19 protein-coding genes and 2 pseudogenes are annotated in these 22,729 nt (G+C 68.5%); 8 read left to right on the plus strand and 13 right to left on the minus strand.

The window, feature by feature from the left end:
• Positions 1–8: 8 nt before the first annotated feature.
• Both VXM69_RS30880 and VXM69_RS30885 read right to left on the minus strand, forming a co-directional pair.
• Positions 9–899 carry an alpha/beta hydrolase gene (locus VXM69_RS30880; protein ID WP_059562003.1) on the minus strand — a complete coding sequence of 297 codons (891 nt, stop codon included), beginning with the start codon at positions 897–899 and terminating at the stop codon, positions 9–11.
• A 140-nt stretch (positions 900–1,039) separates the two neighbouring features.
• Positions 1,040–1,897: a ferritin-like domain-containing protein gene (locus VXM69_RS30885; RefSeq protein ID WP_367189730.1), complete on the minus strand. Its 858-nt coding sequence runs from the start codon at positions 1,895–1,897 to the stop codon at positions 1,040–1,042.
• A 143-nt stretch (positions 1,898–2,040) separates the two neighbouring features.
• On the opposite strand from VXM69_RS30885, the gene VXM69_RS30890 reads away from it, so the two are divergent.
• From VXM69_RS30890 to VXM69_RS30900, 3 genes are all read left to right on the plus strand, one after another.
• A complete protein-coding gene (locus VXM69_RS30890; protein ID WP_034188924.1) occupies positions 2,041–2,565 on the plus strand; it encodes a gamma carbonic anhydrase family protein in 525 nt (174 codons plus the stop codon).
• A gap of 25 nt (positions 2,566–2,590) precedes the next feature.
• A complete protein-coding gene (gene hslO, locus VXM69_RS30895) occupies positions 2,591–3,541 on the plus strand; it encodes an Hsp33 family molecular chaperone HslO (protein ID WP_034188925.1) in 951 nt (316 codons plus the stop codon).
• A gap of 134 nt (positions 3,542–3,675) precedes the next feature.
• Positions 3,676–4,032: a hypothetical protein gene (locus tag VXM69_RS30900; protein WP_049034861.1), complete on the plus strand. Its 357-nt coding sequence runs from the start codon at positions 3,676–3,678 to the stop codon at positions 4,030–4,032.
• Positions 4,033–4,119: 87 nt separating this feature from the next.
• On the opposite strand, the gene ftsB is transcribed toward VXM69_RS30900, so the two are convergent.
• From ftsB to VXM69_RS30945, 9 genes are all read right to left on the minus strand, one after another.
• A complete protein-coding gene (gene ftsB, locus VXM69_RS30905) occupies positions 4,120–4,545 on the minus strand; it encodes a cell division protein FtsB (RefSeq protein ID WP_034188927.1) in 426 nt (141 codons plus the stop codon).
• A gap of 81 nt (positions 4,546–4,626) precedes the next feature.
• Positions 4,627–5,910 (minus strand): phosphopyruvate hydratase, encoded by a 1,284-nt coding sequence (eno, locus tag VXM69_RS30910; protein WP_006478406.1) that lies wholly within the window; start codon positions 5,908–5,910, stop codon positions 4,627–4,629.
• Between the two features lie 106 nt (positions 5,911–6,016).
• Positions 6,017–6,871 carry a 3-deoxy-8-phosphooctulonate synthase gene (kdsA, locus tag VXM69_RS30915; protein WP_034188928.1) on the minus strand — a complete coding sequence of 285 codons (855 nt, stop codon included), beginning with the start codon at positions 6,869–6,871 and terminating at the stop codon, positions 6,017–6,019.
• 3 nt (positions 6,872–6,874) lie between these two features.
• Entirely contained in the window at positions 6,875–8,527 is a 1,653-nt protein-coding gene (locus VXM69_RS30920; protein WP_034188929.1) for a CTP synthase, read from the minus strand.
• Positions 8,528–8,708: 181 nt separating this feature from the next.
• On the minus strand, positions 8,709–9,554 hold the full coding sequence (locus VXM69_RS30925) for an alpha/beta hydrolase (protein ID WP_034188930.1): 846 nt from the start codon (positions 9,552–9,554) through the stop codon (positions 8,709–8,711).
• A gap of 126 nt (positions 9,555–9,680) precedes the next feature.
• Positions 9,681–12,164: a DNA internalization-related competence protein ComEC/Rec2 gene (locus VXM69_RS30930; RefSeq protein ID WP_367189731.1), complete on the minus strand. Its 2,484-nt coding sequence runs from the start codon at positions 12,162–12,164 to the stop codon at positions 9,681–9,683.
• Positions 12,165–12,221: 57 nt separating this feature from the next.
• Positions 12,222–13,010 carry a TatD family hydrolase gene (locus tag VXM69_RS30935; RefSeq protein WP_367189732.1) on the minus strand — a complete coding sequence of 263 codons (789 nt, stop codon included), beginning with the start codon at positions 13,008–13,010 and terminating at the stop codon, positions 12,222–12,224.
• A 67-nt stretch (positions 13,011–13,077) separates the two neighbouring features.
• The gene (gene lolD, locus VXM69_RS30940; RefSeq protein ID WP_080287859.1) at positions 13,078–13,836 is read right to left on the minus strand and encodes a lipoprotein-releasing ABC transporter ATP-binding protein LolD; all 759 of its coding nucleotides are present in this window, start codon (positions 13,834–13,836) and stop codon (positions 13,078–13,080) included.
• Positions 13,829–15,082 (minus strand): lipoprotein-releasing ABC transporter permease subunit, encoded by a 1,254-nt coding sequence (locus tag VXM69_RS30945; RefSeq protein ID WP_034188934.1) that lies wholly within the window; start codon positions 15,080–15,082, stop codon positions 13,829–13,831. The genes lolD and VXM69_RS30945 overlap by 8 nt, the downstream gene beginning before the upstream one ends.
• Before the next feature lie 162 nt (positions 15,083–15,244).
• Here VXM69_RS30945 and VXM69_RS30950 point away from each other — a divergent pair, with 162 nt between their 5' ends.
• From VXM69_RS30950 to VXM69_RS30970, 5 genes and pseudogenes are all read left to right on the plus strand, one after another.
• Positions 15,245–16,309 carry a regulator gene (locus VXM69_RS30950; protein ID WP_367189733.1) on the plus strand — a complete coding sequence of 355 codons (1,065 nt, stop codon included), beginning with the start codon at positions 15,245–15,247 and terminating at the stop codon, positions 16,307–16,309.
• 14 nt (positions 16,310–16,323) lie between these two features.
• Positions 16,324–18,020 (plus strand): annotated as a pseudogene (gene recJ / locus VXM69_RS30955) (single-stranded-DNA-specific exonuclease RecJ).
• 167 nt (positions 18,021–18,187) lie between these two features.
• Positions 18,188–19,291 (plus strand): peptide chain release factor 2, encoded by a 1,104-nt coding sequence (gene prfB / locus VXM69_RS30960; protein WP_367189734.1) that lies wholly within the window; start codon positions 18,188–18,190, stop codon positions 19,289–19,291.
• Between the two features lie 73 nt (positions 19,292–19,364).
• Complete coding sequence (gene lysS, locus VXM69_RS30965) at positions 19,365–20,891, plus strand: lysine--tRNA ligase (protein WP_034188937.1); 1,527 nt, start codon at positions 19,365–19,367, stop codon at positions 20,889–20,891.
• 345 nt (positions 20,892–21,236) lie between these two features.
• A pseudogene (locus tag VXM69_RS30970) lies at positions 21,237–21,976 on the plus strand (glycine zipper 2TM domain-containing protein).
• Positions 21,977–22,121: 145 nt separating this feature from the next.
• Here VXM69_RS30970 and iscX read toward each other — a convergent pair.
• Positions 22,122–22,331, minus strand: a complete 210-nt coding sequence (iscX, locus tag VXM69_RS30975; protein ID WP_021157676.1) for a Fe-S cluster assembly protein IscX — start codon at positions 22,329–22,331, stop codon at positions 22,122–22,124.
• A gap of 19 nt (positions 22,332–22,350) precedes the next feature.
• Positions 22,351–22,692, minus strand: a complete 342-nt coding sequence (gene fdx / locus VXM69_RS30980; RefSeq protein ID WP_034188939.1) for an ISC system 2Fe-2S type ferredoxin — start codon at positions 22,690–22,692, stop codon at positions 22,351–22,353.
• Between the last annotated feature and the right edge of the window lie 37 nt (positions 22,693–22,729).

Below are 22,729 nucleotides of genomic sequence, written 5' to 3' on the forward strand. Positions count from 1 at the left end.
TCGCGCGCCTACGCGCAGAACGCCTCGATCAGCGCCGCGACCTGCTCGGGCTGGTCGTGATGCACCATGTGACCGGCGTCCTCGACGAGCTTTTCGCGCCAGTCGGGGAACGCGGCGAAGCGCGCCTTGAACTCGGGCAGCGGGATGTCGCCGGCGATGTGCGCGAGCGTCGGCGAGTTGACGGCTTCGACGTGCAGCACCTTCGCGCGCACCTGCTTCCACGTGGCCATCACCTCGTCGAGCCGGTACAGCAGCGGGCCCGGCATCTTGTGCGCCGGGTCGGCCAACAGGTGGTAGAGACCGTCGTCGCCGCGCGTCGACCAATGCTCGGCGAGAAATGCGGCCCGGCGCGGGGCGAGCCGCGGATTGGTCTTGATCAGGCGCGCCGCCACGTCGTCGAGGGACGCGTAGGGCCGCAACGCGGGCGGCTCGCGCAGCTCGTCCAGCCAGCCGCGCAACCGGCGCGGCGCCTGTTCGGCACGCGCGGGCGCGAGCCCGAAGCCTTCGAGGTCGACCACGCGCCGCACGCGTTCCGGCCGAGCGCCGGCGTACAGGCACACGACGTTCGCACCCATGCTGTGGCCGACCAGGTTGACTTCGCCGCCCGGCGCATAGTGGTCGACGAGCGCATCGAGATCGCCCAGGTATTCGTGGAACCAGTAGTGGCCGCCGCCCTGCCGGGCGACCGGCCAGTCGGACAGCCCGAAGCCGCGCGCATCGGGCGCGATCACCTGCCAGTCGCCCGCGAACGCATCGACGACGAACTGGAACGACGCCGCGACGTCCATCCAGCCGTGCAGCATGAACAGCGTCGGCGCATCGGGCCGGCCCCAGCGCCGCACATGCAGCCGGACGCCGCGCACCGTGACGAAATCGGAAACAGAACTCGAGGCACTCATGGCAGCCGCCAAAAAAGAATGGTCGTTCGATTATAGCGGCGGCGCTTCCGTTCCGGCGGCCCGCAATCGAGGCCGCGCTCTAGCGGCGGCGGCATTCGAGCGGCCGCCGGCTCGCACCGCCGGCCGGGCGCGCGGGTCGGCTAACGTGCCGCGTGTGCGTCCGCGGCGTCCTGCGCGGTCAGTTCGTCGAGTTCGGCCTGCTCGAAGCCGGCATCGCGCCGCGCGTCGACATTGAACGGGCCGCGCAGCCGCGGCGCATGGTATTGCCCGGCAAGCTGCCGGTAGGTCGGCACCGGATCGCGGCCGGCTGCATCGCACAGATGCCGGAACCAGCGGTTGCCGATCGCGACATGGCCGATCTCGTCGCGCAGGATCACGTCGAGGATCGCGGCCGACGCGTCGTCGCCCGCCTGCACGAGCCGCGCCCGGATCGGCGGCGAGGCATCGAGCCCGCGCGCCTCGAGCGTGCGCGGCACGAGCGCCATGCGCGCCAGCACGTCGCCCTTGGTCCGCTCGCACATCTCCCACAGTCCGTTGTGCGCCGGAAAATCGCCGTACCCATGCCCGAATGCCGCCAGCCGGTCGGACAGCAGCGTGAAGTGATAGGCCTCCTCGGCCGCCACCTTCAGCCAGTCCGCGTAGAACGCATCCGGCTGGCCCGCGAAGCGCCAGACCGCGTCGAGCGCCAGGTTGATCGCGTTGAATTCGATATGGGCGAGCGCGTGCAGCAGCACCGCGCGCCCTTCGGGCGAACGCATGCTGCGCCGTTGGAGCTGGCGCGGCTCGACGAGCGGCGGGCGGGCCGGACGTCCGGGCAGGTCGGCCGGTTCAGGCAACGCGAGCGACGGTGCGATCGTGGCCTGCCCGGCCCGCAGCGCATCGTGCAGCGCGCGGACCCGGGCTGCCTTCGCCGCCGGTTCGGACAGGCACAGCGCATCGAGCGCCACGCGGCGCACGCAGGCCGGCGCGATGCCGGAAGAAGAAGACTCCATGCTCATAAACGGGGACACCTTGCGTACGCGTCGCGGGAGCACCTGCACGCGACGGTTTACAATATGCGTTTGTTCCGCGGCGCCACGCGCCGGGCAAACCGGACGCGCCATTTTACCGGCGCCCCTCATCGAAGAGACAAGGAGACTCCGTGACGATCTACAAGCTGGGCGAGACGGCCCCGACGATCCACGAAAGCGTGTTCGTCGCCGATACGGCGGCCATCATCGGCAAGGTCGTGCTCGAGGAGAATTCGAGCGTGTGGTTCGGCGCGACGATTCGCGGCGACAACGAGACCATCGCCGTCGGCGCGGGCAGCAACGTCCAGGAAGGGGCGGTCCTGCATACGGACCCGGGCTTTCCGCTGACGATTGCCGAAAACGTGACGATCGGGCACCAGGCGATGCTGCACGGCTGCACGATCGGCGAAGGTTCGCTGATCGGGATCCAGGCGGTGGTCTTGAATGGAGCGGTCATCGGCCGCAACTGTCTGGTGGGTGCCGGCGCGGTCGTGACGGAAGGCAAGACGTTCCCGGACAACTCGCTGATTCTCGGCGCGCCGGCGAAAGTCGTGCGCGAGCTGTCGGCGGAAGACATCGCGCGGCTGCGCGCGAACGCGAAGACGTATGTCGAGCGGCGCGCGCATTTCAAGGAGCAACTCGTGCGGATCGGGTGATTCGCGCGGATTTCAAGGAAGAAGAGTGAGCGACCAGTTACAGAAATTCATGTTCAATGCGGCGCCCGTGCGCGGCGAGATCGTTTCGCTGCGCAATACGTGGCAGGAAGTGCTCGCCCGCCGCGACTACCCCGCCCCGGTGCGCACGGTGCTCGGCGAGATGATGGCCGCGTGCGCGCTGCTGTCCGCGAACCTGAAATTTCACGGCACCCTGATCATGCAGATCTTCGGCGACGGGCCGGTCCAGATGCTGGTCGTCCAGTGCGGCTCGGATCTGTCGATGCGGGCTACCGCGAAATTCGCCGGCGACGCGGCGCAGACGATCGGCGACGACACGAGCTTCGCGTCGCTCGTCAACGCGAGCGGCCACGGCCGTTGCGTGATCACGCTCGACCCGGCCGACAAGCTGCCGGGCCAGCAGCCGTACCAGGGCATCGTGCCGCTGAACGGCGTCGACGGCCCGCTCGAATCGGTGTCGCAGGTACTCGAGCACTACATGCATCACTCGGAGCAGCTCGACACGCGGCTGTGGCTCGCGGCCGATCGCGACCGCGCGGTCGGCATGCTGCTGCAGAAGCTGCCGGGCGACGGCGGCATCGTGCCGCGCAACGCCGAAACCGATATCGACACGTGGGAGCGCGTCTGTACGCTCGGCGGTACGCTGTCCGCGAAGGAGCTGCTCGAGGTCGAACCGGAAGTCGTGTTCCGCCGGCTGTTCTGGCAGGAAAACGTGCAGCACTTCGAGCCGGCCGGCACGCGCTTCCAGTGCTCGTGCTCGCGCGAGAAGGTCGGCGCGATGCTGCGCATGCTCGGCCGCGAGGAAGTCGACAGCGTGATCGTCGAGCGCGGCCACGTCGAGATCCACTGCGAGTTCTGCAACCAGCGCTACGAATTCGATCCCGTCGATGTCGCGCAGCTGTTCGCGGCGCCCGGCGTCGAGACCGGCATCGCGCCGGCAACCGACCAGCGTCACTGAGCGGCGTGCCCGTGCCCGCCACCCGGGCACGGGCGCATAATGACGCACGAGCGCCGCACGCACGGTTCTGGCGCCGGAGGCCCGGCCTTCGGCGCACACCGCTTCCCGCCGTCGGCGCGCTGCAGGAGAAACACATGAATCGCCTCCGCCCGTTTCGCCCCCTCATCCTGACGAGCGTCGCCGCCGGCACGCTCGCGCTCGCCGGCTGCGCGATGCCGCCGCCGACTTCCACGATCCTGAGCCGCCTGCCCGAGCCGGGCGCGTCGAACGGCCGCCCACCCGCGCTGTCGAGCGCCGAACGCAAGCGCTACGACGAAATCGACCAGCAGGTCCTGCGCGAACAGAACAGCGCGATCGCAGCCGAGGCCGCCGCGCGCGCATGGGCGTACTACTCGCCGCCACCCGTGACGGTCTACGGCGGGTATTACGGCGGATGGGGAAATCGCTGGGGAACGGGTATCGGCTACGGCTACCCGGGCTGGTGGTGGTAAGCCGTCAATCGATCGATTGATGCCTGGCAGGAAATAAAAAAGCGCGGTATTTCCCGCGCTTTTTCAATGGATTCGACCGTATCGCGATCAGTGATGCGCTGACTTGCCCTTGTCGCCGCCATGGTGCCGCGACGGCTTCGCGATCGACTGCGGATTCGGCACGACACGCACCGGCGCCGCGGAGACGGTACCGCGCGTCGACGTGTTCGACGGCGTGTTGTTCAGCGGCCCCGCAGGCGCATTGGGCGACACGAACTGCACGAACACCTCGCCGTCCTTCACCATGCCCATCTCGTAGCGCGCACGCTCCTCGATGGCCGCGGTGCCGCTCTGCAGATCCTGCACTTCGCCGGCCGTGCGCTCGTTGCGCAGCTTCTCGTCCGCATTCTTCTGGAGCTGGTCGTCGAGCTGCTGACGCAATTCATGCACCCGCAGCCAGCCGCCGTGTCCCCACCATAGGGGGTACTGAATGAGCGCCAGCAAGGCAATCAGGACGACAGTGACAAGCCGCATGTAAGAGACGCAGATATAAGAAGCGCCGCTCCGCGCACGAGCACAGAGCGGCGTCGATATGACGAACCCGATAGTAGCGCGTTAGCGCAGGTTATAGAAAGCCGATTTACCCGGGTAGCTCGCGATGTCGCCGAGATCTTCCTCGATGCGCAGCAGCTGGTTGTACTTCGAGATGCGGTCGCTGCGCGACAGCGAACCCGTCTTGATCTGACCGGCGTTCAGGCCGACCGCGATGTCCGCGATCGTCGAATCTTCCGTTTCGCCCGAGCGGTGCGAGATCACGGCCGTGTAGCCCGCGCGCTTCGCCATTTCGATCGCCGCGAACGTTTCGGTCAGCGTACCAATCTGGTTGATCTTGATGAGGATCGAGTTCGCGATGCCCTTCTCGATGCCTTCCTTCAGGATGCGCGTGTTGGTGACGAACAGGTCGTCGCCGACCAGCTGCACCTTCTTGCCGAGGCGGTCGGTCAGCAGCTTCCAGCCGTCCCAGTCGCTTTCGTGCATGCCGTCCTCGATCGACACGATCGGGAACTTGTCGGCGAGCGTCGCGAGGTAGTCGGTGAATTCGGCCGACGACAGTTGCAGGCCTTCGCCCGCGAGCTGGTACTTGCCGTCGTGGTAGAACTCGGATGCCGCGCAGTCGAGCGCGAGCAGCACGTCTTCGCCCGCACGGTAGCCGGCCTTCTCGATCGCCTGCAGGATCGTCGACAGGCACTCGTCGTTGCTGCCGAAGTTCGGCGCGAAGCCGCCTTCGTCGCCGACTGCCGTGCTCATGCCGCGGTCGCTCAGGATCTTCTTCAGCGCGTGGAACACTTCCGCGCCGCAACGCAGGGCTTCACGGAACGTCGGCTGGCTGACCGGGACGATCATGAATTCCTGGATGTCGAGGCTGTTGTTCGCGTGCGCGCCGCCGTTGACGATGTTCATCATCGGCACCGGCAGCTGCATGGCGCCCGAACCGCCGAAGTAGCGGTACAGCGGCAGGCCGGCCTCTTCGGCGGCCGCCTTCGCGACGGCCATCGACACGGCCAGCATCGCGTTCGCGCCGAGGCGCGACTTGTTGTCGGTGCCGTCCAGCTCGAGCAGCGTCTTGTCGAGGAACGCCTGTTCCGACGCGTCGAGGCCCATGATGGCTTCGGAGATTTCGGTGTTGATGTGCTCGACGGCCTTCAGCACGCCCTTGCCGTTGTAGCGGCCGGCTTCGCCGTCGCGCAGTTCAATCGCTTCACGCGAGCCGGTGGACGCGCCCGACGGCACCGCCGCGCGGCCCATCGTGCCCGATTCGAGCAGCACGTCGCATTCGACGGTGGGGTTGCCGCGCGAATCCAGAATCTCGCGGCCGATGATATCTACGATGGCACTCATGGGTTTCCTCTGAGAATGACGATGGATTCTTCAAACTGCGACGGCGCGCGCGCCGAAACCGCTTTCGCTACAGACGCGCGAAGCCGTCGCAAGGTTCATTCGATCTTTAATTGAAATCGTTTTCCAGGAACGGATTGCGCTTCACCGCCTGGTCGAGCGTAACGAGCGTCTCCAGCAACGCGCCCATCCGGTTCAGCGGCACCGCGTTCGGGCCGTCCGACTTCGCTTCCGCCGGATTCGGGTGCGTTTCCATGAAGAGGCCGGCGACACCCGTCGCGACCGCCGCACGCGCGAGCACCGGCACGAATTCGCGCTGGCCGCCCGAGCTCGTACCCTGCCCGCCTGGCAACTGCACCGAGTGGGTCGCGTCGAACACGACCGGCGCGTGCGTCTCGCGCATGATCGCGAGCGAGCGCATGTCCGACACGAGATTGTTGTAGCCGAACGAGACGCCGCGCTCGCACGCCATGAAGCGGTCTTCCGACAGCCCCGCTTCGCGTGCCGCGTCGCGCGCCTTGTCGATCACGTTCTTCATGTCGTGCGGCGCGAGGAACTGACCCTTCTTGATGTTCACGGGCTTGCCCGAGCGCGCGCATGCGTGGATGAAGTCGGTCTGGCGGCACAGGAACGCCGGCGTCTGCAGCACGTCGACGACCGACGCGACCTGCTCGATCTCGTCGATCGCGTGCACGTCGGTCAGCACCGGCAGGCCGAGCTGGCGCTTCACCTCGGCGAGGATCCGCAGGCCTTCGTCCATTCCGAGGCCGCGGAACGACTTGCCCGAGCTGCGGTTCGCCTTGTCGTAGGACGACTTGTAGATGAACGGAACGTTCAGCTTCTCGCAGATCTCCTTCAGGCGGCCCGCCGTGTCGATCGTCATTTGCTCCGATTCGACGACGCAGGTACCCGCGATCAGGAAGAAAGGCTTGTCGAGACCGACCTCGAAATCGCACAGCTTCATGCTTTACACTCCGCGCGCTTGCTTGTTGGCGAGCGCGGCTTCGACGAACGACTTGAAGAGGGGATGGCCGTCGCGCGGCGTGGACGTGAATTCCGGGTGGAACTGGACGCCGACGAACCACGGGTGCATCGAGCGCGGCAGCTCCATCATTTCCGGCAGATCCTCGCTCGGGGTACGGGCGCTGATGATAAGGCCGCCGGCTTCGAGCTGGGGCACGAAGCGGTTATTCACTTCATAACGATGGCGATGACGTTCGTTCACGTCCTTGCCATAGATTTCTTCCGCCATCGTGCCCGGCTTGATCGGGCAACGCTGCGAACCCAGGCGCATCGTGCCGCCGAGGTCGGATTCCTCGGTGCGCGTCTCGACCTTGCCTTCGCGGTCGTACCATTCGGTGATCAGCGCGACCACGCGCTCCGGCGTGTCCGGATCGAATTCCGTGCTGTTCGCCTGCTTCAGGCCGACGACGTCGCGCGCGAATTCGATCACCGCGAGCTGCATGCCGAGGCAGATGCCGAGGTACGGCACCTTCGACTCGCGCGCGTAGCGGATCGCCGCGATCTTGCCTTCCGTGCCGCGACGGCCGAAACCGCCCGGCACCAGCACGGCGTCGAGATGCTTCAGGCTGTCGACACCGTTCGTCTCGATCTCTTCCGAGTCGATGTACTCGATGTTGACCTTGGTCGACGTATGCAGCGATGCGTGGCGCAGCGCCTCGATCAGCGACTTGTACGACTCGGTCAGGTCGACGTACTTGCCGACCATGCCGATCGTCACTTCGTGCTTCGGGTTCTCGAGCTTCTCGACGAGCGCCGACCACATGCTCAGGTCGGCGTCCTTCGGCGACAGCTTCAGCTCGTCGCAGATGATGCGGTCGAGGCCCTGGTCGTGCAGCATCTGCGGAATCTTGTAGATGCTGTCGGCGTCCCACACCGAGATCACGGCGTCTTCCGGCACGTTCGAGAACATCGAGATCTTCTTCGATTCGTCGTCGGGGATGCGGCGATCCGCACGGCACAGCAGCACGTGCGGCAGGATGCCGATCTCGCGCAGCTTCTGCACGCTGTGCTGGGTCGGCTTCGTCTTCAGCTCGCCCGCCGTCGCGACGTACGGCACCAGCGTCAGGTGCACGAAGCACGCGCTGTTGCGGCCGAGGCGCAGGCTCATCTGGCGCGCAGCCTCGAGGAACGGCAGCGACTCGATGTCGCCGACCGTGCCGCCGATCTCGACGATCGCGACATCCGGCTCGCCGCAGGTGGCCGACGCGGCTCCGCGCTCGATGAACGCCTGGATTTCGTTCGTGATGTGCGGAATGACCTGCACGGTCTTGCCGAGATAGTCGCCGCGGCGTTCCTTGCGGATCACCGATTCGTAGATCTGGCCGGTCGTGAAGTTGTTGGCCTTGCGCATCTTCGTGCTGATGAAGCGCTCATAGTGGCCGAGGTCGAGGTCGGTCTCCGCCCCGTCTTCCGTCACGAACACTTCCCCGTGCTGGAACGGGCTCATCGTGCCGGGGTCGACGTTGATGTACGGATCGAGTTTGAGGAGGGTGACTTTCAGACCGCGCGATTCAAGGATCGCGGCGAGGGAAGCGGCGGCAATACCCTTGCCAAGGGAAGAAACTACGCCGCCGGTGACGAAAACATATTTGGTCATCGCTGGATGCTCGCGGGAAAAACGGATTATACCGTAAAGCCCGCCCTTTTCTCAGCAATTGCCGTGGTGATCGCGCCCTTTCGCGCCGGCCCGCGCCAGCCGTACGCGCCGCGGAAAACCGGCCGGCCGGGCAACGCGGCCGGCTCGCCGCGGCCCATGACGGGCCTCGCCGGACGACGCGTCAGGCGCGCCTCGCGAGCGGTGCGCCGCCGTGCGCCGCCCCGGCCTCTTCCGCCCGCAGCGAATTCAGCATCCGCTGCAATGCGCGGGCGGTCTCGAGCGGCCGCTCCATCGGGAACAGGTGGCTGCCTTCCAGCCACTCGACGCGGCCGCGCGCCGCCCGCCGCGTCGCATCGAGCCCGACCTGCCGCACCTCGCGCGAACGCGTGCCGGCGAGGAAGCCGAGCGGCACCGGCGCGCCGTGCGCGAGCCGCGGGCCGAGCGTGTGCGGCAGCGTCCGGTAGATCAGGTATTCGACCTGCCGGTCGAACGCGAGCGCCCGCTCGCCGTCGGCGCCAGCCTGCGGAATCCCGTAATCGATGTAGTCGGCCAGCATCCGTTCGTCCCAGCGCGCGAACGCCGGCTTCTCGCGGAAGTGCCGCCAGACTTCGTCGCGGCTCACCCAGCGCGTGCGCCGGTTGCGCGTCGCGGCGGCCGGCGACAGCCGCTCGTCGAGCCCCGCCCACTGGCTCGCCCGCAACGCGCCGGCACGCCATCCGGCGATGATCGGCGAGTCGATCATCACGACGCCGCGCACCCATTGCGGCTTCTTCAGCGCGGCCATCAGCGACAGGTAGCCGCCGAGCGAATGGCCGACGAGCCATACCGGGCGCTCGTAGCGGCTGCCGATGTCGTCGAGCAGCTGCTCGACGAGATGCGGCCAGTCGCGCGTCACCGGATAGCGGCGGTCATGGCCGATCCGCTCGATGTAGCGCAGCTCGTAGTCGTCGGCCAGTTCGGCGAAGATCGTCCGGTACGTGGACGCCGGGAAGCCGTTCGCATGCGAGAAGTGGAGGATGTCCTTCAAACGCCGATGTCTCCTGTGTCGACCGGAGTGAGTGCTTCGGCACGTGCTCCGGCTCCATGCTTTGCGTTCTGTCGGGCTCGCGCGCCGGCACGGTGCGCGGAGCCGCGCTTTCCGTCCCGCCCGCCGTCACCGCTCCATCCAGTACCGGCGCCGCTCGTCGCGATAACGCGCGAATGCGAACCCGCCGCCGGCCGGCGCGACGTCGAACCGCACGGCACCGTCGCGATCGGTGCGCGGCAGCGGTATCCCGCGCGCCTCGTAGCGCGCGAGGACGGTCCGGTGCGGATGCCCGAAACGATTGCGATAGCCTACAGGAAATACCGCGACGCGCGGCCCGACCGAATCGAGGAAAGGCTCGACCGACGACGTGCGGCTGCCGTGATGCGGCACGACCAGGATCTGCGCGGCCAGCGCGTCCGGCGTCGCGTTCACGAGCTCGCGTTCGCCGCGGGCGTCGATGTCGCCCGTCAACAGCGCGGACGTGCCGCCCGCGTCGACGCGCAGCACGCACGACTGCCCGTTCGACGAGCCCGCGCCCGGGCCGCCGCGCGGCCACAGGATCGTGAAGACGACGCCGTCCCAGGTCCAGCGCTGCCCGGCCGCGCACGGCAGCCGGTCGGCGACGCCGGCGGCCGCGGCGTCGCGCCACAGCCGGCTGTTCGGCGGAATGCCGGCCAGCAACTGGCGCACGTCGGCCGCCGCATAGACGGCCGGCGCACCGCCCGCATGGTCGGCATCCGCATGACTGAGCACGAGCGAATCGATTGCCGCGATGCCGCGCGCCCGCAACGCCGGCGCGACGATCCGCGTGCCGGCGTGCGTCGACTCCGGCCCCGGGCCGGCATCGAACAGCAAGGTCCGCCGCGCGGTTTCGACCAGCACCGACGCCCCCTGCCCGACATCGAGCACGGTCATCCGGAAACCGCCAGGCGGCGGCGCATCGGGCGCCGGCGCAACGAGCGGCAGCCACGTGAGCGGCGCCGCCCAGCGCAACGGCCAGCCGCGCGGCATCAGCGCCCAGGCGACGCCCACGCAGGCGAGCGCCAGCACCGGCCAGTCGGGCATGCGCAGCCAGAGCACGCCGGCCGGCCAGTCGGCGAGGCGCCCGAGCAGCGTCATCATCGGTTCGAGCGCCGCATGCGCGAGCCGGAACGCGTAAGCATCGAACGGCGCGGGCAACGCGATGCCGGCCAGCACGACCGGCGTCACGACCGAGCTGACCCACGGAATCGCGAATGCATTGCCGAGCGGCCCCGACAGCGAAACCTGCGCGAACCACGCGGCGGTGAGCGGCGCGAGACCGATCGTCACCGCGTATTGCACGCGCGCGGCCTCGGCGACGCGGCGGCCGGCGCGCCGGCCCCAGGCACGCAACCGGCTCGACGGACTCGCGCCGCCGCTGCCCTCGTCGCCCTCCGCGTCGGCCACGCGCACGGCGCGCCAGCCGGCGACGGCCAGCAGGATCACGGCGACCGCGCCGAACGACAGCCAGAACCCGGCCGACAGCACGGCCCACGGATCGGCGAGCAGCACGCCGCCAAGTGCCGCGCCCAGCACCGCGGATGTCGGCACGCTGCGTCCGGCCAGATACGCGACGCCTCCGCCCGCGATCATCCACCACGCACGCTGCGCCGGCACGTTGAAGCCGGCCAGCGCCGCATAGCCGGCCGCGGCCACCAGCGCGGCGAGCGCGGCCGCGTACGGCGCCGGCAATACGAGCGTCGCGGCCCGCGCGCGCCAGCGCACGCGGCGCCAGACCATCGACACGAGCCCACCCGCGATCGCGCCGACCAGCCCGACATGCAATCCGGAAATCGCGACCAGGTGGCTCGTGCCCGTGTTGCGCAGGACACGCCAGTCGTCGTCGCCGATGGCCGACTGGTCGCCGATCGCCAGTGCGGCAACGATGCCGCGATGCGCCGCATCGACACCGAGCGTCTCGCCGATGCGTGTCCGCAGCCAGTCGCGTACCCGGTCGATCGACGCGCGCCATCCCGTTGCGCGCGCATCGAGCAATGCCGTCCGGTGCGGCGCGCTGACATAGCCGATCGCGCGAATCCCCGCGGCGAGCCACGCCGCCTCGCTGTCGCGCACGCCGGGATTGGCCTCGGCATGCGGACGCTTCAGGCGCACGACGAAACGCCAGCGCTGGGCGGCCCGCAGGTCGGGCAGCGCGTCACGTGCCGCGGGCGCGCCATACGCGCGCCACGACAGCCGGATCAGCGGCGGGAAACGGGCCAGCCCGGCATCGTTCGACTCGACCGCGAACAGCAGCCGCGCACCGCTCTCGTCGACGACGGGCAGCCCCCTGATCACACCGGTGACGACGATGTCGCGCCCTTCCCATTCCGCCGGCAAGCTGTCGCTCAACCGCCATTCGGCGCGCACGGCCGCGTAGCCGAATCCCGCGACGCAGGCCGCGAGCGTGCACAGCATCCATCCGAGCGCGGCCGTCGCGCGCGTGCGCCGGCGACGCATGCACCACGCACCCAGCGCCGCGCATCCGGCGAGCACGACCGCACCGGCCATCCATGCGATCGCACCCGGCAACGCCGCCTGCCGCTGCAGCACGACGACGCCGAGCGCGAACGCGATCCACCCCACGCGCATCGCGCCTCCTCGTCGACCTGGCGCCGCGCTGACGAATGCGGCGCCTTCCGGCAACGATTATGCGGACGAAAGCGCGAGTCGCGGCAGCGCGGCGAGCGCGTTGGCCGTTGTGGATAGACCGAGTGAACGGGTATCGATCCCGCGCAGTTCGGCGAGCACGTCACCGATGCGCGGCACCTGGTCGGGCGTATTGCGGGATTTGTACGCCCATTCGGGCGCGATGTCGGGCGCGTCGGTCTCGACGACGAGCGCGTCGAGCGGCAGTTCCGTGGCGAGCCGGCGGATCTGCAGCGCGCGCGAGAACGTCACGTTGCCGCCGAAGCCGAGATGCAGCCCTTGCGCGAGATACGCGTCGGCCTGCTCGAAACTGCCGTTGAACGCATGCGCGATGCCGCGCCGCACGCCGAAACGGCGCAGCCCCGCGAGCACGCGATCCTGCGACTTGCGCACGTGGCACAGCACGGGCAGGTCGAATTCGCGTGCCAGCTTGAGCTGTCCCTGATAGAAGAACTGCTGCCGGTCTTCGTCGAGCCCCGGCACGAAGTAGTCGAGGCCGATCTCGCCGATCGCGACGAAGCGCGGATCGTCGAGACTCGCTTCGATCTCCATGCGCAGGCGGTCGAGATCCTCGTCGCGCGCCTGCGGCGTATACATCGGATGGATGCCGAGCGCATAGACGGCGCCCGGCGTGCGTTGCGCGAGTTCGCGCACCGTCGTGAAGTTGTCGCGCCCGATGCTCGGGATCACGATGCGCGACACGCCGGCCGCGCGCGCCGCATGCGCGACCGCGTCGCGGTCGGCGTCGAACTCGGCGGCGTCGAGATGGCAGTGCGTGTCGATCCACATGGCGGCAGTCCTGCGCCCCTGCGCCGCGCCGGGACCCACCCGGCATCGGCTCAAGGACGATCGCGTATCACACCGGCAGCGCCGGCTCCTCGTGCAGCACGCCGTCGCGCAGCCGCATGATGCGGTCGCAGCGTGCGGCGAGATCGGGATCGTGCGTGACGATCACGAAGCTCGTTTCGAGCGTCTCGGACAGTTCGAGCATCAGGTTGAACACCGTGTCGGCCGTCGTGCCGTCGAGGTTGCCGGTCGGCTCGTCGGCGAGCACGCATGCCGGCTTCGTGACCAGCGCGCGCGCGATCGCGACGCGCTGGCGCTCGCCGCCCGACAGCTCGCCCGGCCGGTGCTTCGCGCGCGGGCCGAGACCGACGCGCTCGAGCATCGCCTGGGCCTGCTCGCGCGCATCCTCGGTCGTCATCCGGCGGATGCGCAGCGGCATCGCGACGTTGTCGAGCGCGGTGAATTCGGGCAACAGGTGATGGAACTGGTAGACGAAACCGAGCGCGCGGTTGCGCAATTCGTTGCGCTCGCGCTCGGCGAGTTGCGTAAACGGCTTGCCGAGCAGCGAAACCTCGCCCGCGCTCGGCTCGTCGAGCCCGCCGAGCACATGCAGCAGCGTGCTCTTGCCGGAGCCCGATGCGCCGACGACCGCGAGTTTCTCGCCGCGCCGCACCGTCAGCTCGGTGTTGCTGAGCACCTGCACGTTGAAGCCGCCCTGCACGAACGCCTTCGTGATCCCGCGCGCCTGAAGCACGTATTCCTGCATACCAGCCGAATCCTGTCTGTTGTGTTGTCGTGAATCCGCGAATGCGGTCGCGCGGTCATTCATAGCGGAGCGCCTCCGCCGGCTTCACCTTCGCGCCGCGCCAGCTCGGATACAGCGTCGCGACGGCCGACAGCGCGAACGCGATCAGCCCGATCCGGATCACGTCGCTCGCGACGAGTTCGGACGGCAGCTCGCTGATGAAGTACACCGACGGCGGCAGGAACTGCACGCCGAACAGGTGCTCGATCATCGGGATCAGCCACGGGATGCTCCACGCGATCAGGCAGCCGAGCGCGACGCCGGATGCGGTGCCGACGAAGCCGATCGTCACGCCCTGCACGACGAAGATCTTCATGATCGACCCCGGCTGCGCGCCGAGCGTGCGCAGGATCGCGATGTCGGCCTGCTTGTTGGTCACCGTCATCACGAGCGACGACACGAGGTTGAACGCGGCCACCGCGATGATCAGCGTGAGGATGATGAACATCATCCGCTTCTCGATCTGCACGGCCGAGAACCAGGTCTTGTTCTGCTGCGTCCAGTCGCGGATGTACAGGCTGCCCGACAGCGTGTGCGACAGCTCGACCGCGACCTGCGGCGCCTTCTGCATGTCCGTCAGCCGCAGCCGCACGCCGGTCGGCGCGGTCATCCGGAACAGCGCCTCGGCGTCGCGGATGTTGATCATCGCGAGCGTGCTGTCGTATTCGTAGTGGCCCGATTCGAACACGCCGACGACCGTGAACTGCTTCAGCCGCGGCATCATGCCGGCCGGCGTGATCGAGCCTTCGGGCGCGACCAGCGTGACCTTGTCGCCGACCGTCACGCCGAGGTTGCCGGCGAGCGCATCGCCGAGCACGATCCCGAACTGCCCCGGCACGAGCGCGGCGAGCTGCCCGGCCTTCATGTCCTTGCCGATGTCGGACACCTGCGGCTCGAGCGTCGGCTCGACGCCGCGCAGCATCACGCCGCTCACCGCGTCCTGGCGCGTGAGCAACGCCTGCGCGTCGACGTACGGCGCCGCGCCGATCACCGACGGATTGCGGCGCGCTTCCTGCGCGGTCAGTTGCCAGTCGGGCATCGAGCCCGTCGGCGAGAACACCTCGACGTGCGCGAGCACCGACAGCATGCGGTCGCGCACTTCCTTCTGGAAGCCGTTCATCACCGACAGCACGACGATCAGCGCCGCGACGCCGAGCGCGATCCCGAGCATCGACACGAGCGCGATGAAGGAAATGAAGCCGTTGCCGGTCGTGCGTTTGCCGGCGCGCGTGTAGCGCCAGCCGATCTGCCATTCATACGGAAGTTTCAAGCGAATCCTTTCTGCTGGTTACGGCGGGGAGGCGCCCCGCGGCCGGACCGCCGCCCGGTGGCGGCCATCGGTCCGGGCACGGTCGAAAAACGGCCGCCGGACGCAAACGGGCCGTCGGCCGGCCCGATCACGCGCGCAGTTTGCCATACAATGCGCACCATCATGCACGACCGACGCCTCCATTTTCTCGTTCCGTTCGCACTGCCGTCGGCAGCCGATGCGGCCTCGTCCCTGCACACGCTGGACAGCCCCGCGCTCGAAAAGTTGCTCGCCCGCGCCAGCCTCGTCGAGCGCGTGGCCGGCGAGGACTTCCAGCGCACGCTGCCGCACGAGCGCTGGCTGGCCCGCCGGTTCGGCGCGACCCAGGGCAACGCCGCGGACGAGGCGCCGCTCGCGCCCTACATGCTGCTGGCCGACGGCGGCGACCCCGGCGCGCACGCGTGGGCGTGCGTCGAGCCCGTTCACGTCGAAATCGCGCACGATCACCTGGTGCTCGTCGATCCGGCCGCCCTCGCGCTCGAAGAAGGCGACGCGGCCGCGCTGCTCGCGGTCGCGCGGCCGCTGATCGAGGAGCTCGGCGTGCGGCTCGACGCGCCGAACCCGGCGCGCTGGTACCTGTCGAGCGACCAGCTCGCCCGGCTGGCCGGCGCCGCGCCGCTGCGCGCGAGCGGCCGCAACATCGAGATCTGGCTGCCGCACGAGGCCCACACCGGCGAACGCTCGCGGATGTGGATGAAGCTGCAGAACGAAGTGCAGATGGCGTGGTTCCAGCACCCGGTCAACGAAGCCCGTGAGGCGCGCGGGCTGCCGGCCGTCAATTCGATCTGGTTCCATGCGCAGGGCACGCTGAAACCGGTCGGCAAGCCGTTCGCGCGCGTGCTGTCGGCGTCGCCCGCCGCGCTCGGCCTCGCGCGCGCCGCGCAAATCGAAGGCGGCAGCGCCCCCGCGACGTTCGGCGCGCTGCCCGCCGCCGACGGCGCGACGCTCGTCGAGCTGCCGGCGCTGACCACCCCGTTCATCGAACAGGACTGGGCGCGCTGGCACGACGGGCTCGCCGCGCTCGAGCGCGACTGGTTCGCGCCGGCCCTCGCCGCGCTGCAGACCGGCGCCTTGTCGAGCGTCGATGTCACGTTGTGCGGCGACACGAGTTCCGTGACGCTGCATGCGACGCGCGGCGACCTGCGCAAGTTCTGGCGCCGCCGCGCCCTCGCCTCCCTGTTCGAATAACCCACCCACCGCGTATGACCCGGATCGTTACCCGCCCCGTCGCGCCCGCCGACGCAGAAGTGCTCGCGCGCCACGGCCTGCACCCCGTGCTCGCGCGCCTGTATGCGTCGCGCGGCGTGCAGTCGCCCGCCGACATCGAGACCGCGCTGGCGCGCCTCGTCCCGCCCACCGAACTGAAGGGCTGCGCCGATGCGGCGTCGCTGCTCGCCGACGCGATCGCCGACAAGCGGCGCCTGCTCGTCGTCGCCGACTACGACTGCGACGGCGCGACCGCCTGCGCGGTCGCGGTGCGCGGCCTGCGGATGTTCGGCGCACAGATCGACTACCTGGTGCCGAACCGCTTCGAATACGGCTACGGCCTCACGCCCGAGATCGTCGAACTCGCGGCCGCGCGCAAGCCCGACCTGCTGATCACCGTCGACAACGGGATCGCGAGCGTCGCGGGCGTCGAAGCCGCGGCCGCGCGCGGCATCGACGTGCTCGTGACCGACCACCACCTGCCCGGCGACGCGTTGCCCGCCGCCCGCGCGATCGTCAACCCGAACCAGCCCGGCTGCGCGTTCCCGAGCAAGCACCTCGCCGGCGTCGGCGTGATGTTCTACGTGCTGCTCGCGCTGCGCGCCGAGCTGCGCCGCCGCGGCGCGTTCGCGAGCAAGGAAGCCGAACCGCGCCTCGACGGGCTGCTCGACCTCGTCGCGCTCGGCACCGTCGCCGACGTCGTGCGGCTCGACGGCAACAACCGCGTGCTCGTCGCGCAGGGGCTGCAACGCATCCGCAACGGCCGCATGCAGCCGGGCGTCGCCGCGCTGTTCCGCGCCGCCGCGCGCGAAGCGCGCACCGCATCGGGCTTCGACCTCGGCTTCGGCCTCGGCCCGCGCCTGAACGCCGCCGGGCGGCTGTCCGACATGTCGCTCGGCATCGAGTGCCTGATCACCGACGACATCGGCCGCGCCTGGGATCTCGCGCAGCAGCTCGACGTGATGAACCGCGAGCGCCGCGAGATCGAGGCCGGCATGCAGCAGCAGGCGCTCGCCGATCTCGCCGACGTCGACCCGGCCGACGCGTGCACGATCACGCTGTTCAACCCCGAGTGGCACCAGGGCGTGATCGGCATCGTCGCCGGCCGGCTCAAGGAAAAATTCCACCGGCCGTCGTTCACGTTCGCGCACGCCGACGAAGAAGGCAAGCGGGTCAAGGGTTCGGGCCGGTCGATCGCCGGCTTCCACCTGCGCGACGCGCTCGACCTCGTGTCGAAGCGCGAGCCCGACCTGATCGTCGCATTCGGCGGCCACGCGATGGCGGCCGGCCTCACGCTCGACACCGAGAACGTGCCGCGCTTCGCGGCCGCGTTCGAGGCCGTCGCGCGCGAATGGCTGTCCGACGACGCGCTCGCCCGCGTGATCGAGACCGACGGCGAGCTCGAGGACGCCTACTTCACGCCGCAGTTCGTCGGCCTGCTCGACGAGGCCGTGTGGGGCAAGGCTTTCCGGCCCCGCTTTTCTCGGGTGAATTCGACGTCGTATCGCAGTCGCTCGTGAAGGAAAAGCACCTGAAGCTGCAGCTCGCGCGCGGCCGCCAGCGCTTCAACGCGATCTGGTTCAACCACACCGAGCCGCTGCCCGCGAGCGCGCTGGTCGCGTACCGGCTCGTTGCCGACACGTGGAACGGCGTCACGCGCGTCCAGCTGATCGTCGAGCACGCGGCCGGCTGAGCGGCGGGCCACTGGGCCCGCCCCGAGTGCGCCCCCGAGTACGCCCCCGCACGCGCACCGCGCCGGACGGGGCCGCGGCACGCATGCGCCCACCGTTTGCGTCACCGGGCAACCCGGCCGATCGGCTATAATTCCGCTTTTTTACGAAGCAAGAACAGCGAACGATCATGGAAGCGGAACGACTCAACGCGATCGAAAGCTCCCTGCTCGACCTGCGCAACCGCGCGGGCGAGCTCCGGGGTATCTTTGACTACGACGCCAAGGCTGCGCGTCTGACCGAAGTCAACAAGGAACTCGAAGACCCGAACGTCTGGAACGATTCGAAGAACGCGCAGGCGCTCGGTCGCGAGAAAAAGCTGCTCGAAGGCGTCGTCACGACGCTCACCGCGCTCGATAGCGACCTGCGCGACGCGCTCGACCTGTTCGAGCTGGCGCGCGAGGAAGGCGACGAAGACACGCTCGTCGCGTCGGAAGAAGACGCCGCGAAGCTCGAAGCGCGCGTCGGCGACATCGAATTCCGCCGGATGTTCTCGAACCCGGCCGACCCGAACAACTGCTTCATCGACATCCAGGCAGGCGCCGGCGGCACTGAGGCGTGCGACTGGGCGTCGATGCTGCTGCGCCAGTACCTGCGCTACTGCGAACGCAAGGGCTTCAAGGCCGAAGTGCTCGAAGAGTCCGACGGCGACGTCGCCGGCATCAAGAACGCGACGGTCAAGGTCACGGGCGAATACGCGTACGGCTTCCTGCGCACCGAGACGGGCATCCACCGCCTCGTGCGCAAGTCGCCGTTCGACTCGTCGGGCGGCCGCCACACGTCGTTCTCGTCGGTGTTCGTCTATCCGGAAATCGACGACTCGATCGAGGTCGAGATCAACCCGGCCGACCTGCGCATCGACACGTACCGCGCATCGGGCGCGGGCGGCCAGCACATCAACAAGACCGACTCCGCGGTGCGGATCACGCACATGCCGACCGGTATCGTCGTGCAGTGCCAGAACGACCGCTCGCAGCACCGCAACCGTGCCGAAGCGATGGCGATGCTGAAGTCGCGCCTGTACGAAGTCGAGATGCGCAAGCGCCAGGCCGAACAGGACAAGCTCGAATCGAGCAAGACCGATGTGGGCTGGGGCCACCAGATCCGCTCGTACGTGCTCGACCAGAGCCGCGTGAAGGACCTGCGTACGAACGTCGAAATGAGCAACACGCGTGCGGTGCTCGACGGCGATCTCGACGACTTCATCAGCGCGAGCCTCAAACAGGGCGTGTAAGCGCCGCGGCGCGGCCTGGCCCGCGCCGCCCTTCCCGTTTGCGTTGCCGCACCCATTCCGAATTCCGACCATCATGACCGAACCGACCCAAACGCAGCCCGCCGTCACGGCGGACGAAAACCAGATCATCGCCGAGCGCCGCGAGAAGCTGCGCGCCCTGCGCGAGCAAGGCGTCGCCTATCCGAACGACTTCCGGCCCGAGCACCACGCAGCCGACCTGCAGGCGAAATTCGCCGACTCGGACAAGGCCGCGCTCGAAGCGAACCCGGTCGAGGTGTCGGTGGCCGGCCGCATGATGCTCAAGCGCGTGATGGGCAAGGCGAGCTTCGCGACGGTGCAGGACGGTTCGGGCCAGATCCAGTTCTTCGTGACGCCGAACGACGTCGGCGCCGACACCTACGACGCGTTCAAGAAGTGGGACCTCGGCGACATCGTCGCCGCGCGCGGCGTGCTGTTCCGCACCAACAAGGGCGAGCTGTCGGTCCAGTGCAAGGAGCTGCGCCTGCTGTCGAAGGCGCTGCGTCCGCTGCCGGACAAGTTCCACGGCCTGTCCGACCAGGAAATGCGCTACCGCCAGCGCTACGTCGACCTGATCGTCACGCCGGAAACGCGCGATACGTTCCGCGCCCGCACGAAGACGATCGCGTCGATCCGCAAGTTCATGGACAACGCCGCGTTCATGGAAGTCGAAACGCCGATGCTGCACCCGATCCCGGGCGGCGCCGCGGCGAAGCCGTTCGTCACGCATCACAATGCGCTCGACATGCAGATGTTCCTGCGCATCGCGCCGGAGCTGTACCTGAAGCGCCTGATCGTCGGCGGCTTCGAACGCGTGTTCGAAATCAACCGCAACTTCCGGAATGAGGGCGTGTCGCCGCGCCACAACCCGGAATTCACGATGATGGAGTTCTACGCCGCGTACACCGACTACCGCTGGCTGATGGACTTCACCGAGCAACTGATCCGCCAGGCGGCGATCGATGCGCTCGGCACCGCGACGATCCAGTATCAAGGCCGCGAGCTCGACCTCGCGAAGCCGTTCCATCGCCTGACGATCACGCAGGCGATCCAGAAGTACGCACCGGACTATACCGACGGCCAGCTGTCGGACGACGCGTTCCTGCGCACCGAACTGAAGCGCTTCGGCGTCGACGTGTCGCAGCCGGCGTTCCTGAACGCAGGCATCGGCGCGCTGCAGCTCGCGCTGTTCGAGGAAACGGCCGAAGCGCAGCTGTGGGAACCGACGTTCATCATCGACTACCCGGTCGAGGTGTCGCCGCTCGCACGCGCATCGGATACCGTGCCGGGCATCACCGAGCGTTTCGAGCTGTTCATGACCGGCCGCGAGATCGCGAACGGCTTCTCCGAGCTGAACGATCCGGAAGACCAGGCCGCGCGCTTCAAGAAGCAGGTCGAACAGAAGGATGCGGGCGACGAGGAAGCGATGTTCTTCGACGCCGACTACATCCGCGCGCTCGAATACGGGATGCCTCCGACGGGCGGCTGCGGGATCGGCATCGACCGTCTCGTGATGCTGCTGACCGACAGCCCGACGATCCGCGACGTGTTGCTGTTCCCGCATCTGCGCCGCGAAGACTGACGGCCGCGACCGCGTGTGCGCCGCGCCCCTGCGGCGCGCACGCGTCAGCTTTGTAACGACGCGTAAATCCCGCCAGCCGGCGTTCGCCGGCTTTCGATCTCTCCCCGTTTTATTCCCTCGTCGCGACGGCCTTCTGCGGGTTTTCCCTGCCATGATCGCCGCTGCCCTGCTGCAATTCGTTACACCTTGATACGGCGCGCCGCTTGCCGGTGGACGACACTCCTCTTGCGTCACCACGCATGACCACGGGACCAGAACTGGGCGCAGGAACGCCGAGTCTGCTCGCTCCCGAGCGTGGGATCCGGCCCGGCGCCGCGCCGATCCGGATCGACATCGGAGAAAAAAATGGACAACCAGAATCAGACCACGCCGCAAAAGCAACGCCTCCATCCGCTCATCGCCACCGCCGCCGGCGCCGTCATCGTCGCCAGCCTCGCGGCGACGGCAGCGATCACGGGGCTCATCCCGAAGGCCAGCAGCAACAACGCGCAAAGCGGCCAGACCCAGGCCGCGCTGATCGCGTCGCAGCCGGCCGTCGACACGGCCGCAGCCGCCAGCGCGGCGCTCGCCGCGCAAGCGCAGCAGCAGGCCGCGGAACAGGCCGCGCAGCAAAAGCTGGCCGCCGAGAAAGCGGCGGCCGCGCAAGCCGAGCCGAAGCCCGCGCCGCGTCCGGCCGCGCCGCATCGCCGTCATACGACGGCACCGCAGCCGCCGCAGTACGCGCAGCAGCCGTCCGCGCCCGCGCAGACTTACTGCCAGAGCTGCGGCACGATCGTCGCGATCACGCAGACGCGTACTCCGGGCCAGAGCTGGGGATCGGCGCCGTGGGCGGCGCCGCCGCCGGCGGCCTGCTCGGCAACCAGTTCGGCCACGGTAACGGCCGCACCGCGATGACGATCATCGGCGCGCTGGGCGGCGGTCTCGCCGGTAACCAGGTCGAGAAGCAGGTGCGCGCGGAAACCGACTATCAGGTGCAAGTGCAGATGGAAAGCGGCGCGACGCGCACGTTCACGTACCACAACCCGCCGCCGTTCGGCCAGGGCCAGCGCGTGCGGATCGAGAACGGCACGCTGGTCGGCGCGTAATCGCCCGATCGCTGCGCCCCCTGCCCGCCTGTCGTGCGGGGGCATGGCCGGCCGGAAAACGAAAACGGCTCGCGAGCAATTGCCCGCGAGCCGTTTTTTCATTGGTGCCACGCGCGCCCACGCGACGCACGCCGTGCCCGATCGGTCAGTCCTCGTCGTCGAAATCCGATTCGTCGATCCAGTGTGCCTGGATCGCTTCGAGGATCTTCTCGCCGGAGTGCTTCGGATCGTCGTCGAAGCCGTCGAGTTCGAGCACCCACTGGCGCAGGTCGACGAAATTGATCCGCTGCGGGTCGATGTCGGGGTGCTTGTCCGCCAGCGCAATGGCTATTTCACGCGAATCGGTCCATTTCATCGCCTGCCTCCGGGTTAGGTCAGTGGTTTTCCTTCGCGTGGTTGATCGAGTACTTCGGAATCTCGACCACCAGGTCCGAATCTTCCGTCACGATCGCCTGGCACGACAGCCGCGACGTCGGCTCGAGGCCCCACGCCTTGTCCAGCAGATCGTCCTCGTCCTCCTCGGACGGCGCCAGATCGTTGAAGCCCTCGCGGATCACCACGTGGCACGTCGTGCATGCGCACGACTTCTCGCATGCGTGCTCGATCTCGATCCCGTGATCGAGCAGGTTGTCGCAGATACTCTTGCCGGGCGTCGCGTCGATCACTGCGCCATCCGGGCACAGTTCGACGTGAGGCAGCACCACCAGTTGAGGCATGTCCGTTCCGTCAGTCAGGGTACGGCGCCACGCGCCG

The sequence above is a fragment of the Burkholderia sp. Ed8 genome (genome assembly GCF_040761425.1).
Taxonomy (GTDB): Bacteria; Pseudomonadota; Gammaproteobacteria; order Burkholderiales; family Burkholderiaceae; genus Burkholderia; species Burkholderia seminalis.

What these genes read in the sequence shown, in the direction of transcription:
- VXM69_RS30880 (WP_059562003.1), bottom strand. Translation starts at nt 899, where the DNA reads ATGAGTGCCTCGAGTTCTGTTTCCGATTTCGTCACGGTGCGCGGCGTC.
- VXM69_RS30885 (WP_367189730.1), bottom strand. Translation starts at nt 1,897, where the DNA reads ATGAGCATGGAGTCTTCTTCTTCCGGCATCGCGCCGGCCTGCGTGCGC.
- VXM69_RS30900 (WP_049034861.1), top strand. Translation starts at nt 3,676, where the DNA reads ATGAATCGCCTCCGCCCGTTTCGCCCCCTCATCCTGACGAGCGTCGCC.
- ftsB (WP_034188927.1), bottom strand. Translation starts at nt 4,545, where the DNA reads ATGCGGCTTGTCACTGTCGTCCTGATTGCCTTGCTGGCGCTCATTCAG.
- eno (WP_006478406.1), bottom strand. Translation starts at nt 5,910, where the DNA reads ATGAGTGCCATCGTAGATATCATCGGCCGCGAGATTCTGGATTCGCGC.
- kdsA (WP_034188928.1), bottom strand. Translation starts at nt 6,871, where the DNA reads ATGAAGCTGTGCGATTTCGAGGTCGGTCTCGACAAGCCTTTCTTCCTG.
- VXM69_RS30920 (WP_034188929.1), bottom strand. Translation starts at nt 8,527, where the DNA reads ATGACCAAATATGTTTTCGTCACCGGCGGCGTAGTTTCTTCCCTTGGC.
- VXM69_RS30930 (WP_367189731.1), bottom strand. Translation starts at nt 12,164, where the DNA reads ATGCGCGTGGGGTGGATCGCGTTCGCGCTCGGCGTCGTCGTGCTGCAG.
- VXM69_RS30935 (WP_367189732.1), bottom strand. Translation starts at nt 13,010, where the DNA reads ATGTGGATCGACACGCACTGCCATCTCGACGCCGCCGAGTTCGACGCC.
- lolD (WP_080287859.1), bottom strand. Translation starts at nt 13,836, where the DNA reads ATGAATGACCGCGCGACCGCATTCGCGGATTCACGACAACACAACAGA.
- VXM69_RS30950 (WP_367189733.1), top strand. Translation starts at nt 15,245, where the DNA reads ATGCACGACCGACGCCTCCATTTTCTCGTTCCGTTCGCACTGCCGTCG.
- prfB (WP_367189734.1), top strand. Translation starts at nt 18,188, where the DNA reads ATGGAAGCGGAACGACTCAACGCGATCGAAAGCTCCCTGCTCGACCTG.
- lysS (WP_034188937.1), top strand. Translation starts at nt 19,365, where the DNA reads ATGACCGAACCGACCCAAACGCAGCCCGCCGTCACGGCGGACGAAAAC.
- iscX (WP_021157676.1), bottom strand. Translation starts at nt 22,331, where the DNA reads ATGAAATGGACCGATTCGCGTGAAATAGCCATTGCGCTGGCGGACAAG.
- fdx (WP_034188939.1), bottom strand. Translation starts at nt 22,692, where the DNA reads ATGCCTCAACTGGTGGTGCTGCCTCACGTCGAACTGTGCCCGGATGGC.